13 protein-coding genes are annotated in these 12,816 nt (G+C 41.6%); 8 read left to right on the forward strand and 5 right to left on the reverse strand.

The window, feature by feature from the left end; all coding sequences use genetic code 11:
* Positions 1–8 precede the first annotated feature (8 nt).
* The 4 genes from IQ19_RS09680 (at position 9) to IQ19_RS09695 (ending at position 3,553) form a co-directional block, all read left to right on the forward strand.
* Positions 9–998: a class I SAM-dependent methyltransferase gene (locus tag IQ19_RS09680; protein WP_144542224.1), complete on the forward strand. Its 990-nt coding sequence runs from the start codon at positions 9–11 to the stop codon at positions 996–998.
* A 72-nt stretch (positions 999–1,070) separates the two neighbouring features.
* A complete protein-coding gene (treR, locus tag IQ19_RS09685; RefSeq protein WP_144542225.1) occupies positions 1,071–1,796 on the forward strand; it encodes a trehalose operon repressor in 726 nt (241 codons plus the stop codon).
* A 95-nt stretch (positions 1,797–1,891) separates the two neighbouring features.
* Positions 1,892–2,404 carry a type 1 glutamine amidotransferase domain-containing protein gene (locus IQ19_RS09690; RefSeq protein ID WP_144542226.1) on the forward strand — a complete coding sequence of 171 codons (513 nt, stop codon included), beginning with the start codon at positions 1,892–1,894 and terminating at the stop codon, positions 2,402–2,404.
* Between the two features lie 156 nt (positions 2,405–2,560).
* Positions 2,561–3,553: an HD-GYP domain-containing protein gene (locus tag IQ19_RS09695; RefSeq protein ID WP_144542227.1), complete on the forward strand. Its 993-nt coding sequence runs from the start codon at positions 2,561–2,563 to the stop codon at positions 3,551–3,553.
* A gap of 40 nt (positions 3,554–3,593) precedes the next feature.
* Here the strand turns inward: IQ19_RS09695 and IQ19_RS09700 are convergent, their stop codons facing one another.
* The gene (locus IQ19_RS09700; protein ID WP_144542228.1) at positions 3,594–3,824 is read right to left on the reverse strand and encodes a DUF1128 domain-containing protein; all 231 of its coding nucleotides are present in this window, start codon (positions 3,822–3,824) and stop codon (positions 3,594–3,596) included.
* Positions 3,825–4,317: 493 nt separating this feature from the next.
* Between IQ19_RS09700 and IQ19_RS09705 the strand changes: the two genes are divergently transcribed.
* Positions 4,318–4,698, forward strand: coding sequence for a YtxH domain-containing protein (locus IQ19_RS09705; RefSeq protein ID WP_110066719.1), 381 nt, complete (start codon positions 4,318–4,320; stop codon positions 4,696–4,698).
* A 19-nt stretch (positions 4,699–4,717) separates the two neighbouring features.
* On the forward strand, positions 4,718–5,542 hold the full coding sequence (locus IQ19_RS09710; protein WP_144542229.1) for a YihY/virulence factor BrkB family protein: 825 nt from the start codon (positions 4,718–4,720) through the stop codon (positions 5,540–5,542).
* Between the two features lie 250 nt (positions 5,543–5,792).
* Here IQ19_RS09710 and IQ19_RS09715 read toward each other — a convergent pair whose 3' ends face one another.
* From IQ19_RS09715 to IQ19_RS09725, 3 genes are all read right to left on the reverse strand, one after another.
* The gene (locus IQ19_RS09715; RefSeq protein ID WP_144542230.1) at positions 5,793–7,715 is read right to left on the reverse strand and encodes a heavy metal translocating P-type ATPase; all 1,923 of its coding nucleotides are present in this window, start codon (positions 7,713–7,715) and stop codon (positions 5,793–5,795) included.
* A 291-nt stretch (positions 7,716–8,006) separates the two neighbouring features.
* Positions 8,007–8,834, reverse strand: coding sequence for a DUF4362 domain-containing protein (locus tag IQ19_RS09720; RefSeq protein WP_144542231.1), 828 nt, complete (start codon positions 8,832–8,834; stop codon positions 8,007–8,009).
* 270 nt (positions 8,835–9,104) lie between these two features.
* On the reverse strand, positions 9,105–10,283 hold the full coding sequence (locus IQ19_RS09725; RefSeq protein ID WP_144542232.1) for an MFS transporter: 1,179 nt from the start codon (positions 10,281–10,283) through the stop codon (positions 9,105–9,107).
* 191 nt (positions 10,284–10,474) lie between these two features.
* Between IQ19_RS09725 and IQ19_RS09730 the strand changes: the two genes are divergently transcribed.
* Positions 10,475–10,858, forward strand: coding sequence for an OsmC family protein (locus tag IQ19_RS09730; RefSeq protein ID WP_144542233.1), 384 nt, complete (start codon positions 10,475–10,477; stop codon positions 10,856–10,858).
* Positions 10,859–10,925: 67 nt separating this feature from the next.
* On the opposite strand, the gene IQ19_RS09735 is transcribed toward IQ19_RS09730, so the two are convergent.
* Positions 10,926–11,345: a pyridoxamine 5'-phosphate oxidase family protein gene (locus IQ19_RS09735; protein WP_144542234.1), complete on the reverse strand. Its 420-nt coding sequence runs from the start codon at positions 11,343–11,345 to the stop codon at positions 10,926–10,928.
* 161 nt (positions 11,346–11,506) lie between these two features.
* Here IQ19_RS09735 and IQ19_RS09740 point away from each other — a divergent pair, with 161 nt between their 5' ends.
* A complete protein-coding gene (locus tag IQ19_RS09740; RefSeq protein WP_144542235.1) occupies positions 11,507–12,649 on the forward strand; it encodes an acyl-CoA dehydrogenase family protein in 1,143 nt (380 codons plus the stop codon).
* Positions 12,650–12,816 lie beyond the last annotated feature (167 nt).

Raw genomic sequence — 12,816 nt, forward strand, 5'->3', positions numbered from 1 at the left:
GAACAACGATGATAAAAGAATATGTGCGTTTACTGAAAGCAAGGAATTGGATGAAAAAAAACCAGCCGTTTCTGTATAGCTGGCATGCTTATGTAGGCTTCGAACTTGATCTTTTTTCGCAGTTCCGGAAATGGAGGACAGTTAAGGATGTGGCATCAAGCAAGAATCTGCAGGAGGAGCTGCTTTTAAGATGGGTAGAGGTTGGACTGGCCATCCGCCATTTAAAAAAGAAAGGGGAGGACAAAATTAAAACAGCGTCCAAATTCAGTCTGCCTTCCACACCGAAAAACCCACGGTCTACAGGGATCATCCTTAAAGAAATGATGGAGCTGCATATCCCGACATTGCTTTCATATCCGGAGCTGCTTCGTTCAAATAAACGAAATACCTTTGACCATGAAGAGCATGGGCCAACTGTGGCTAGAACCTCATCACTCCTTGAGCAGCTTGCCCTGCCGCGGCTTTTAAAAATGATCCGAAAAAATAAGATCAAGCGCATTATCGACATTGGCTGTGGAGAAGGAGGCTATTTAACCAGGATCAGCGTAAAGTTTCCCAATGCTGATTTGACAGGGATAGAGATTAATGAAGAGGTCGCAGAATCGGCCCGAAATAATTGCCGGGACTATAAAAATATTAACATCATCAACTCCAATGTCCATGATTATATGCCTGAAAATAAGGCAGATTTGATTATGGTCAACAATCTGCTTCACTATATCGAACCCCAGGATCGCAAGCAGCTATTATTTCGTTTGAAAAGCTGGCTCAGCCGAAATGGTTCAATAACGATTATCACTCCCATTCTCCACTCAAAAAAAGGGGAAGCCTTTTCAAGCGTTTTCAATAGCTTCTTCTCCGCTTTTGAAAATCTATATCCGACCCCGGCTGAGGAGGATATCATCCATATGGCGAAAGAATTAAATTTGAAAATAAAAACATATAAGCCCGTTGTAACAGAAGGCGGCTGGTATTTTATACAGCTGTCGAGCAAGTAAATAAAGGTCTACAGGATACAGTTCTGAAAAAATGGTAGAATGGGGATAAAACAGGACTAAACGGTGATAAAAATGAGAAATAAATACCTAGTAATTTATGAGGAACTTGCCCGGCATATTCAGGAGGGCAAGTATCCCCCAAGATCCATTCTGCCTTCAGAAAATGAATTGACTGAGATGTATTCAACTTCAAGGGAAACCATTCGCAAGGCTTTAAATTTGCTTGCCCAAAACGGGTTTATCCAGAAAATCCGCGGCAAAGGCTCGATGGTTCTTGATTTAAAAAAGCTGCAGTTCCCTATTTCGGGCCTGGTCAGCTTTAAGGAGCTTGCCGGAAAAATGGGCCAGCGGGCAGAAACGATTGTAGATAGTTTTTCCTTAACTCAGCCAGATTCTGAGACGATGAAGCATCTTCAAATTGAAAAAAGTGAAAAAGTGTGGAAAGTCTTCCGTGTCAGAAAAATAGAAGATGAAAGAATCATATTGGACAAAGATTTTTTAATTGAAAAATATGTGCCTGGCTTAACTGAGGAAATATGCCACCGCTCTATCTTTGCCTATATTGAAGGAGAGTTAGGGAAAAAAATCAGTTTTGCAAAAAAGGAATTTACAGTGGAGGAACCGACTGCAGAGGATTGGAAACTCCTAGATATGGAAGGCTTCCGTGCGATTGTCGTTGTGAAAAATTATATTTATTTTGATGACGCAACACTCTTCCAATACACGGAATCCAGGCATAGGCCGGACAAATTCAGGTTTGTTGATTTTGCGAGAAGAATGGACAGCCAGGTGTTTTAAAACTTTTCCTGAAATATGCAATCTAACGTTTTAAGCCCGTCTGATAAGGGAAATCTCCATTATGTGAAGATTTTTTTCAAAGGAGAGGATTACCTATGAGTAAAAAAATCGCTTGCTTAATGACGAATATGTTTGAAGATGTAGAATATACAGACCCTGCCCAATCATTTAAAGAAGCAGGCCATGAAGTGGTAACAATTGAGAAGGAAAAAGGAAAAACTGTAAAAGGAAAGCAGGGAGAAGCTGCTGTTGAAATCGATGAGAGCATCGATAACGTAAACCCGCAGGACTTTGATGCGTTATTCCTGCCAGGCGGGTTCTCTCCGGACCAGCTTCGTGCAGATGACCGTTTCGTACAGTTTGCTAAATCGTTCATGGACGATAAGAAGCCGGTTTTTGCAATCTGTCACGGGCCGCAGCTGCTTCTTACAGCAAAAACGCTTGAAGGCCGCGACGCTACAGGTTACAAGTCCATTAAAGCCGATATGGAATACGCCGGCGCAAACTATCAGGATACAGAAGTAGTCGTATGCCAGAACCAGCTTGTCACAAGCCGCAAGCCGGACGATATCCCTGCCTTTACCCGCGAATCGCTTAAATTATTATAAATTAAATTTACAAATCCCTCTGCCGAAAGTGGCAGGGGGTTTTTAGTTGATTGGGTAAACAAGAATATATTTCGGTGTTTTCAGTAAATTATCCTGAAAATCAAATGACAGCTTATCCTTGTATTTGTATACTTAAGGAAAATGGAGGTGGTGAAAATGAGACTGGTTAGCATAGATGAATATAATCATAATTTAATGCAGCTGGCCAAGCCGATTTATGACAAGCAGAGGCGTATCCTCCTTGCTGCAGGCCGTTCGATCCACCCGGTATATTTGGACAGACTGAAGGAAATGGATATCCGGTATTTATTTGTGGAAGATGCTGAGTCTTCCGGAATTACAATAGATGAAATGGTTGACTTTCCAACATGGATCGATGCAATTGAAACGGTGCAGAGAGCTTTCCGGGCTGCTGCAAATAAGGAGGAGCTTCCAGTCCGCGAAGTGCAGAAGCTGGCCTTGAAGCTTGCAGAAGAAGTTGGAAGGCGCAAAGCGATTGTCCTGGTTCCTGCTTCGTCGCTGGCTGAGGAACTAAGGGACTTTGCACATGCGGTCAACACGGCTTTGCTGTCTCTAAAGCTTGCGAAAAAAAGACAGGTTTCGCAGATGCAAATTCGGGATCTTGCTGTAGGAGCCCTGCTTCATGATATCGGAAAAGCAATCGCAGAAAAGGAAGAAGACCATGCAAAGGAAGGATTTGAGTTTCTTCGGAAAAGACGTGAAATCAGTCTTCTTTCAGCCCATATGGCTTATCAGCATCATGAGCATGCAGATGGAAGCGGCAGTCCCCGGGGGTTGGAGGGCAGCCAAATCCATGAATTTGCCCAAATTTGCGGAATTTCCAATATGTATGATAATTTGATTTCCAAAGGTGGAATGCCTCCTCATGAAGCAATGGAATACATGATGGCGAAAAGCGGCACAGTATTTACCGTTGAGTTGGTTAAACAGTTTGTCCAGGAAGTGCCATCCTATATCCCTGGCAGTAAGGTCCGTTTAAATAATGGCCGGAAAGCGATTGTAACAAAAATTCTCAACAGCCTGCAGCGTCCATTTATCCGATATTTGGATACAGGCGTGGAGATTTCATTAGCTGAACACCATACTGTATTAATATCGGGAATTATTGAGGGCGAGGGGTCTTCTTAGTATCCAGTAAAAAAGCAGTCATGAAATGGCTGCTTTCAATTTATTTATTTTTTCTAAGATTGCCGAGTTCTTCTACCAATGCCTGCATTTCATTTGGGCTGAAGGAATCTTTTTTCATAACAAGATCGTAGATGTCTTTTAATTCTTCATACATTTCCTCATCAAAATGGGATGGCTTGATAGCCCCTAGGTTTAGAACCTTTAACTTTTCTTTTATTGCTTCGATCATGTACTCAACATTCTCAACCGATTTTTCCGATAAATTATTCATGCCGGACATCCTCTCATTGTTATGTATTTGAAGAAGCAGTAACTGTAAGGTCACGGGTCTCCGCTTTTCAATTGTCTAGCTACAGGCGCCATCGGCTCGAGGTCATAAGCATTTCTAGTTTCGGCTCCTAGGGACTCGAGACATAAGCCAATCCCTTGCAGAAGGAAAGAGCAAATCCTTACAGGGCTCGTCTTATGCTTGAGGCCCGCAGGATGCGGGTCATGCAGACGTTGCCACAGGACGTGGCGTTTTTAGTCTGCTCCTTAAACGGGCGCCTTCCGCTTTTCTTTTCATCTTTCCATGTTCTTAAAAAAATGTCAACTGAATTAAGGGTTGCATCTACAATGGAAATTAGTAGAAAATATAGGAGAGACGGATCGTATATAATACAAACGATACTAATTTGCGGAACAGAGGGGTTTCGTCATTTTAAATAAAGGGAAAAAATGAATTAAATTTTCATATAATAAATTAGCCAAAGGAGAAATAAAATATGGGGAAATCACTGTTTTGGAAAGGTGTATTTTATGGAGCACTTGCAGGAGGAGCATTGAGCATGCTGGACAAGACAACAAGAGAAACCGTTGTCTATAACTGCAAAAAAACGTCCAGTGATGTAGGTTATTATTTAAAGCATCCAAATGAAGCCGTTACCCAGGTGAAGGAAGTGTCGAATAAAGTCAAGACAGCAATTGAGCAAGTGAGTGAGGATGTGGCTTTTATTACTGGGACTGTAGAGGAGTTAAAAGAGATGGCTCCAGAAGTAACAGAAATTGTCCAAAATACCAAACAGGCATTTAGCGATATAAAGCCGAAGGGATCAAGTGGAACGCCACAGGAATCTGCTGGTGAGACGGTTCGGGCTCCGCATTAAACTCAAGTGAGGTGTTGGAATGGGACGAGCTTTTTCGACTCTGATTCCAAACTTATGGAGGAGAGTAGAGGAAGATGATGTGCTGGGTCTTGCCGCCCAATTGGCGTATTTTTTCCTTCTCTCTCTTTTTCCTTTATTAATTTTTTTAGTGACATTGCTTCCGTATTTGCCGATTACAACAGAAGACATATTAAATGTTATTCGTGATTTTGCCCCGGGTGAAACGATGAAGCTGATTGAAACAAATATCTATGAAATTACGCAGAAAAATGGAAAATTGCTTTCCTTTGGGATCATCGCAACCATATGGTCTGCTTCAAACGGCATTAATGCGGTAGTAAGGGCTTTTAATAAGGCATATGACGTAAAAGAAAGCCGCCCATTCCTTATTGCCAGAGGAATGGCCATATTGCTGACCTTTGCCATGATTTTTGTGTTTGTGCTGGCTTTGCTTCTTCCTGTATTCGGAAAGCAAATCGGACTGTTTTTATTTTCCGAGTTCGGGTTGTCCGGCCAATTTCTGGCGGTATGGAATATGCTGCGCTGGCTTGTCAGTCCTATTATCCTGTTTATTGTGTTTACAGGATTGTATTGGATTGCCCCCAATAAAAAGCTGACCTGTATAAGTGCGGTGCCAGGTGCGCTGTTTGCCACAGTCGGCTGGGTGCTGTCTTCGCTTGCTTTTTCCTACTATGTCAGCAGCTTTGGCAATTTTTCCGCTACTTATGGTAGCATCGGGGCCATCATTGTCCTGATGATCTGGTTTTATATATCGGGAATTATCATCATTCTCGGCGGGGAAATCAATGCCATCAATACTAAATTTAAAAAAGAAGATTGCTGAAAAAATTCCTGCAGTTTCCTTCTTAAAAAAGCGTCAATAGTTACACAATATAGATGGGGGAACTCATCTTTAAGGAGGGCTTATCATGACAAAACATACGAAAAAAGACGGCGGAACAAAGCAAAAAGGGAAGAATAAACCAAAACAAAAAACATCCGGTTCTGCTAACGGGCAAAACGGTTACCATTAATAAGCAAATAGATACCTGTACTTCAAAAAAGCCTGGGAGTTTGAGTTCCCAGGCTTTTTCTTATGACCTTAACAGTCTCAAGCTGTTTAAAATAACCAATATTGTAGATCCTTCGTGTCCGATAACACCATAAGGCAAATCAAGAATCTGCAGGAAATTGGATGCAATCAAAAACATGATGACGGTAATGGAAAAGATGACATTTTGCTTTATGATCCGATTCATGCGACGTGATAGGTCAATGGCCTCCGCAATTTTAGGCAGATCATTTTTCATTAGAACCACATCAGCAGTTTCCAATGCAACGTCGGTTCCTTCACCCATGGCAATCCCTACATTGGCAGTTGCCAGGGCAGGGGCGTCGTTAATTCCGTCTCCGACCATTGCGACATTGCTGTACTTTTCCTTCAGTTTTTTAAGATGCTCAACTTTATTTTCAGGCAGACATTCAGCGATATGATCATTTACATGGCTTTCGCTGGCAATGGCTGTAGCAGTTGTTTGGCTGTCCCCTGTCAGCATAATGGTGTAAATGTTCTGCTTTTTAAGCTGGTCAATGGCCTGCTTTGTTTCTTCGCGAACCACATCCTTTAATGAGATAAGGCCTACAACTTCATCATTTTTTTGAATAAAAACGACTGTTTTCCCCTCACTTGCCATTCGGTCTGCAGCACCGTCTGCAAATGCCTTTGCTTCCGTTTTTCCAACAAAGGCAGCCTTGCCTATTTTCCATTCATCATAGCCGACAGTGGCCTTGACGCCAAAGCCAGTTACATCTTCAATGCTTTCCGGGTGGACAAGCGGTACGGAAATGTTCTCTTTAGCATATTTGACAATTGCATTCGCAAGAGGGTGGTTGGAGTGGCTTTCAATGGAAGCTGCCTTCAGCAGCACATCCTCTTTAGCAAGGCCTTGTTTGACCACGACATCTGTTACTTCCGGCTTGCCTTTTGTCAAAGTCCCGGTTTTATCAAAAGCAATCGCTTTTAGGTGGCTTAAGTTTTCGAGATGAACGCCGCCTTTAAAAAGGATTCCGTGCCTGGCACCATTTGAAATTGCCGATAAAGTTGCCGGCATGATGGATGCGACAAGGGCACATGGCGAAGCAACTACCAGCAGGATCATCGCCCTGTAAAAGGTCTCTGTCCAGCTCCATCCTAAAAGGAAATGCGGTACGAACATCATTAATATAACAACGGCCAAAACGATTTTTACGTATGTGCCCTCAAACTTTTCAATAAAAAGCTGAGAAGGAGACTTCTCACTCTGTGCTGATTGCACAAGCTCGATGATTTTTTGAAAAAGCGTTTCATTATTCGGTTTGGTTATTTCAACTGTAATCGAACCGTTCAAGTTAACTGTGCCCGCAAATACCGGGTCTTCAGCAGTCTTGGAAACAGGGAGAGATTCCCCAGTTATGGCTGCCTCGTCCAAGGAAGAATACCCCTTTACAATTGTTCCATCAGACGGAACCCTCTCACCGGGCTTAACCAAAATCTGATCCCCAATGGCCAGCTCTGAAACATGGACGCGTTCCTCGGTTCCATCAATAATTCTTAACGCCTCTTCCGGCTGCAATTCCATAAGAGACGAAATTTCCTTGTGGCTTTTATTCATTGTGTACGTTTCCAAAGCGCCACTGACCGCGAAAATGAAAATTAAAATGGCACCTTCTGTCCAGTAGCCGATAATAGCTGATCCGATTGCTGCAAATATCATCAGCATTTCAACATTCAGTTCCTTATTCTCAATTGTTTCCTCGATGCCTTCTTTCGCCTTTGCAAAACCGCCAATGATAAAGGCGAGCAAATAAGTGACAATGGATGCCGTTGTCAGGTCGCTGCGGTCCAAAAGCCATCCTGACAGAATTAGTACGCCGCTGAAAAGAGCTGCGATTAGTTCGGCATGGGGTTTAATTTTTTCCAAGAAGTTTTCATCAGGTGTATTGCTGCTTTTTAGTAAAGCCTTTGCTTCCATACTCATGGTTTCTCCTCCTAAAATGAGTTGTGTTTATATAAATTCCAATTTATCTCCGGTTGTGTGAATAAAATGAATGATTCTTCTCAATCACCTTATTGAGAAGAATAATCACATTCAATACCCCTAAAAAACGACGAAAGCTGCCACCATGGAGGTGACAGCATTAAAACCGGTCATATGAGATAATGCATTTAGCATTATGCAAATATTGTATTCTATTATCTTTATTTTACTATATAACCTATGAATTGAAAAGCTAAACAGTCCATTAGAATTCTGACAAATGCTTTATTTCTATTCATAATTTCCTTTAGAAGCAGGAAGCGCTCTGTAGGCTTCATTTTGCTTAAGGATTTCAAGGATTTGGTCTTTCATAGCCGACATTTTTTGGCCATCCGGGCTTTGGTCGCATTCCGTCCATTCAAAATGGCGTTCTCCGCCATTAATCCAGACAGTTAGTTCGTAGCTCTCATAAGGTTTTTGCTTACAGGAATCTGATAATTTTTTTTCACTCAAATAGTTTGCAAAAATCATTGCTTTGTATATTCTGTTTAACTCTTCTTCAGAAAACTGAAAATCGCTGACAGTCACCATTTCCCCATTTTGCAGATTCTTTACAAGCTGCTGATCTTTTGTATTGATTTCGTTCTTTTTGCCAACGCCATACTTAAGGTTAAACTCAAAGCGGTCCTGAGAAGAGGTGTCATGCTCGATATAAATGATTTCCTCCTGGGTCCCGCTGCAGTTGAGATTATAGTATGTTTCTGTATTGGTTTCTGTTTTGGTGATATTTTGGCAAGTTTTTTTGGTTATGCTGCCCGAACCGTATTGGTCTCTGGTCGTGTCGTGTTGATAATGAATGATTTCCCTATCATAATCCAAGTCTGTCAGAATGGGATCCCCTTCAATTGTATATTGGACAATCCGTACTTTAGCTTTTTTCTGCTTGTTAAATTGTTCAATAAATCGATCAAGTTCTTCTAAATGTTCAATGCTTCCATGAGAATCAATTACATCTTTTGGGTCTGGATTATAGTTGTCTAAAGGTGGGTTAACACCATTGGCCTGTGAGCAGCCAGCCAGTAATAAAGAAGATAATAAAAATGCCGTAATATTCTTCATCCCATTCACCTCATTCCATTAGACGGAGGAAGAGGAAAAATGTTACAAACGAAAGATTATCGCTAACATGAGGATTTTGTGTATATCTGGCTGCGTGCAAATATATTTTAAAACTGGCAAGTAAATAAGGAAAATTACAAATAAAATAAAAAACTTGCATATAAAAAGGCCAAAGCTGCAGAAAAACATGTCCGCTAGCAACTACAGCGAAAAATTCCCCTTGAAAAGCCGCCAAACTCCACAAAAAAGAGGAACTCCATACAGATCCCCTTAAAATGACTGGCTTTTTTCAAAAACCGGCTGTTTATCTCCGAACAATGTGACTGCCAGGAAGATAAGCAAAAGCATAACGCTGATTATGTTAAAAAAGCTGACTGATTTAAAAAATTGGATAAAAAGTCCGCCGATATAAGGGCCAATCAGGCTTCCAACACTAAAAGCGACCCCGCAAAGCAAATTCCCCGTCGGCAATAAATTTTTGGGCATTAAGTCTGCCATATAGGTGATACCGAGTGAAAAGGTGGAGCCAGCCACCATACCGGCAATAAATAGGCACACAGTAAGCGCCAGCACCGATTCTTCCAGCAAGCTTGCAGCGATAAAGCTAATAGACCCAATAAACAGTACACCTATTAAAACATTACGTCTTCCATATTTATCGCTCATGATTCCGAGTGGGAGCTGGAACACAATTCCGCCAATTGCAAACGAAGTCAGCAAAAGTGACACGCTGGAAACCTCAAGCCCAATCCTCATGCCATATATAGGAAAGCTCCCATTCAAAGATGCCTCCAGAAATCCGTAACCCAAAGCCGGTAAAAATGCGACCCAGCCATATTTGGCAGCCTTTGAAAAACGCTTCATAGTTTCTTTAAACGAATTGATTTCAATGGATTGTTCCGGATAATCGTTTTTCAGAGTAAATAAAAACATCCAGGCGATCAGACATAGAATGGCAGATACAATAAACGGGAGTGTCTCATTGATTTTTACAAGCGGTGCCATTAAAGGCCCTACAGCAAATCCAACTCCAAAGAATAATCCATACAGTGAAATATTCCGGCCGCGTCTATTCTCCGGTGAAAAGGACGTGATCCAGGTCTGTGTTCCAAAATGAAGGGCATGGTCGCCGATTCCAATCAGGAGCCGCAAAATGAACCAAAACCAGAATGACTTCCAAACTGGAAAAAGAACAAGGGAGAGAACAACAAGGAGTCCGCCCAGTATAATAACCGGCTTATACCCATACTTTCTCAATGGATATTCCATAAAAGGAGAGATTAGGAGTATCCCAATATATAACCCAGTTGCATTCAAGCCATTCAAACTGGAGGAAATGCCGTCATTTTCAAAAATAATGGCGATTAACGGAAGGAGCATTCCCTGGCTGAACCCTGAAATCGCAACAATGCTAATGAGTATCCAAAAACGCGTTGTTTCTTTATTCATATTAAAACCTCTTTTTCTGAACGTGACTTAAAAATGTCTCCTAAATGATGGTATCGGGAATAAGGAGTCTTGGCAAGAGAAATATAATGGAGAATCAGGCCATTTCCCGAATGAAACTGACATAATAGTTTTGTTTACAGAAAAAATAGTGTAATCTCAATATAAATATAAAGTAAAAAGGGGCGAATACCATGGATTTCAAAATGAAGGAAGAAGTAGGTTTTTATACAGAGCTGCCATTTGGCCGCCTGGATATTGCAGGGGATGAGGAATATGGTTTTAGGCCTTTCCAGCTCCTTGTCGCTTCTTTGGCTGTGTGCAGCGGTGGGGTCCTTAGAAAAATCATGAAAAAAATGCGCATGGATTTTGAGGATATTCAAATGAAAACGAGTGTCGAAAGAAATGAAGAAATCGCCGATCGGGTCGAAAAGGTCCATATCCACTTCCTTATTAAAGGTAATGATTTAAATGAAGCGAAGCTCCATAAAGCACTTGAATTGACGAGAAAGAACTGTTCAATGGTACGCTCTGTGGAAGACAGCATTGAGATTGTCGAGACATTTGAGATTGTATAAAGTGAAACTTCCATCAGCCCGTAAACTGCGATATAAATACAAGGAAGAGGATCCCTCTTCCTTGTATTTATATCGATAGCTCTTCCGGATGTTCACCCGCTTTGGAGAAATACCGAATATGTTCAGGCTCCAATTTTAAAAGGATATAGTTGGGATCATCCGGGCCAGAGAGCCAATTCCTCAGCTTTTCATCCCAGAATTTTTGGCGGCTTTCCGGGGAGGAATCAATGCTCGCTTTAGCCTCGATTTCGAAATATTCTCCATTTGCATTTTTTACATCAAGGCCAAGAAGGATGTGGACATTTGGATTTGTTTCAATGTCCTCCACTTTATGAGTATTTTTATTTGTGGCCGCATAAATCGTCAGGTCTTCATAAAAAAATAGCATAAACCGGCTGAAGGGCTTGCTGTTCCGGATGGTGGCCAGGGTTCCAACTCCAGATTCATCAAGCATGTCCATCATTTTCTTTTTTAATTGTTCACTCATACATAATTCTCCTTTCATTTCTTCCATCTTAATCTGCACGTTCCAGTCTGTTTTATGACAAATAATGCGTCTTGCTAGAACAATTTTATAAAAATTTAGTATAATAATTCCGACAAAAATAATAAGAATTACAGTTTTAAAAAAGAAAGGGGTGCTCAAACTTGAAATTCCAGGAATTGAATACCATTGAAGAACGAGTCCAGTTAATGGAAGAGCTTTCCCGAAAATTTTTATTAAGAGCAGCTAAAAATGATGAAGAGGGCCGGTTCCCTTTTGAAAATATCGCTGAGCTGAAAGAGTCAGGATATACGTCTTTAACCATTCCCAAGCGCTATGGAGGCGAGGAAATTTCTCTTTATGAATTTATCCGTTTGCAGGAAAAGATAGCGGAAGGCGATGGTTCTACAGCTTTATCTATTGGCTGGCATATGGGAATCATTAAAAGTCTTGGCGAGAAAAAAAGCTGGGAAGAATCAACGTTTAAGGCGTTATGTGAAGAAGTGCATAATGGCGCATTAATGAACAATTGTGCAACGGAGCCCCAAACGGGCAGTCCGACCAGGGGGGGGAAGCCTTTTACGACTGCAGTTCGAGATGGTGATAAATGGGTTATCAATGGCCGAAAAAGCTTTACGACGATGGCGCCTGTACTTGATTACTTTAATGTGAGCGCAACGATTGCAGAAAGTGGCGAAACGGGAAATTTTCTGATTCCCCGGACTGCAGACGGTGTATCACTTGAGGAAACATGGGACAGCATCGCAATGAGGGGTACAGGGAGCCACGACCTTATTTTAAAAGATGTAAGTGTGAAAGAAGAGGCACTTGTCGAGCTTTTTAAGCCAGTCAAGAAAGGGGCGGCGGGGTGGCTGCTTCATATTCCTGCGTGTTATTTAGGCATTGCCCAGGCGGCTCAAACTTATGCGATCGATTTTGCAGAAGAATATTCACCAAATAGCATTAAAGGTTCCATCATTGATTTACCGAACGTTCAGCAAAAAATCGGGGAGATGGAGTTTGAACTGATGAGAGCCCGCCATTTTCTTTATTCAGTTGCGAAGCAGTGGGATGAAGAAGAGGAGGAAGTTCAGAGCAGTATGGGGCCGGAATTGGGAGCAGTCAAGCTTGCTGTAACAAACGCGGCTATTACTGTAGTGGATTTGGCGATGCGGGTAGTCGGTGCACGAAGCCTTTCTGAAAAAAATCCCCTGCAGCGCTATTACCGTGATGTCCGCGCTGGCCTCCATAACCCGCCCATGGATGACATGACCATTCAACTATTGGCTAAAAATGCAATCAGCTGACGACTAAAGAGCTGCTGTCTTATGACGGCAGCTTTTTGCATGGAAAGCTATAAGCAAAAAAGTGCACAACCCTATTTAAATGTATAGGTTTGATTTTTTTTGAAAAAGGTTAATAAAGAAGGATAGTTTCTACATATTTAATATGGAGTATTAATATTTCATCCTAT

The organism is Cytobacillus oceanisediminis (assembly GCF_007830235.1).
In the GTDB taxonomy this organism is placed as follows: Bacteria; Bacillota; Bacilli; order Bacillales; family Cytobacillaceae; genus Cytobacillus; species Cytobacillus oceanisediminis.

Bases quoted from the DNA above. Each gene is read 5' to 3' on its own strand.
- IQ19_RS09680 (WP_144542224.1), top strand. From the start codon at position 9: ATGATAAAAGAATATGTGCGTTTACTGAAAGCAAGGAATTGGATGAAA.
- treR (WP_144542225.1), top strand. From the start codon at position 1,071: ATGAGAAATAAATACCTAGTAATTTATGAGGAACTTGCCCGGCATATT.
- IQ19_RS09690 (WP_144542226.1), top strand. From the start codon at position 1,892: ATGAGTAAAAAAATCGCTTGCTTAATGACGAATATGTTTGAAGATGTA.
- IQ19_RS09695 (WP_144542227.1), top strand. From the start codon at position 2,561: ATGAGACTGGTTAGCATAGATGAATATAATCATAATTTAATGCAGCTG.
- IQ19_RS09700 (WP_144542228.1), bottom strand. From the start codon at position 3,824: ATGAATAATTTATCGGAAAAATCGGTTGAGAATGTTGAGTACATGATC.
- IQ19_RS09705 (WP_110066719.1), top strand. From the start codon at position 4,318: ATGGGGAAATCACTGTTTTGGAAAGGTGTATTTTATGGAGCACTTGCA.
- IQ19_RS09710 (WP_144542229.1), top strand. From the start codon at position 4,718: ATGGGACGAGCTTTTTCGACTCTGATTCCAAACTTATGGAGGAGAGTA.
- IQ19_RS09715 (WP_144542230.1), bottom strand. From the start codon at position 7,715: ATGAGTATGGAAGCAAAGGCTTTACTAAAAAGCAGCAATACACCTGAT.
- IQ19_RS09720 (WP_144542231.1), bottom strand. From the start codon at position 8,834: ATGAAGAATATTACGGCATTTTTATTATCTTCTTTATTACTGGCTGGC.
- IQ19_RS09725 (WP_144542232.1), bottom strand. From the start codon at position 10,283: ATGAATAAAGAAACAACGCGTTTTTGGATACTCATTAGCATTGTTGCG.
- IQ19_RS09730 (WP_144542233.1), top strand. From the start codon at position 10,475: ATGGATTTCAAAATGAAGGAAGAAGTAGGTTTTTATACAGAGCTGCCA.
- IQ19_RS09735 (WP_144542234.1), bottom strand. From the start codon at position 11,345: ATGAGTGAACAATTAAAAAAGAAAATGATGGACATGCTTGATGAATCT.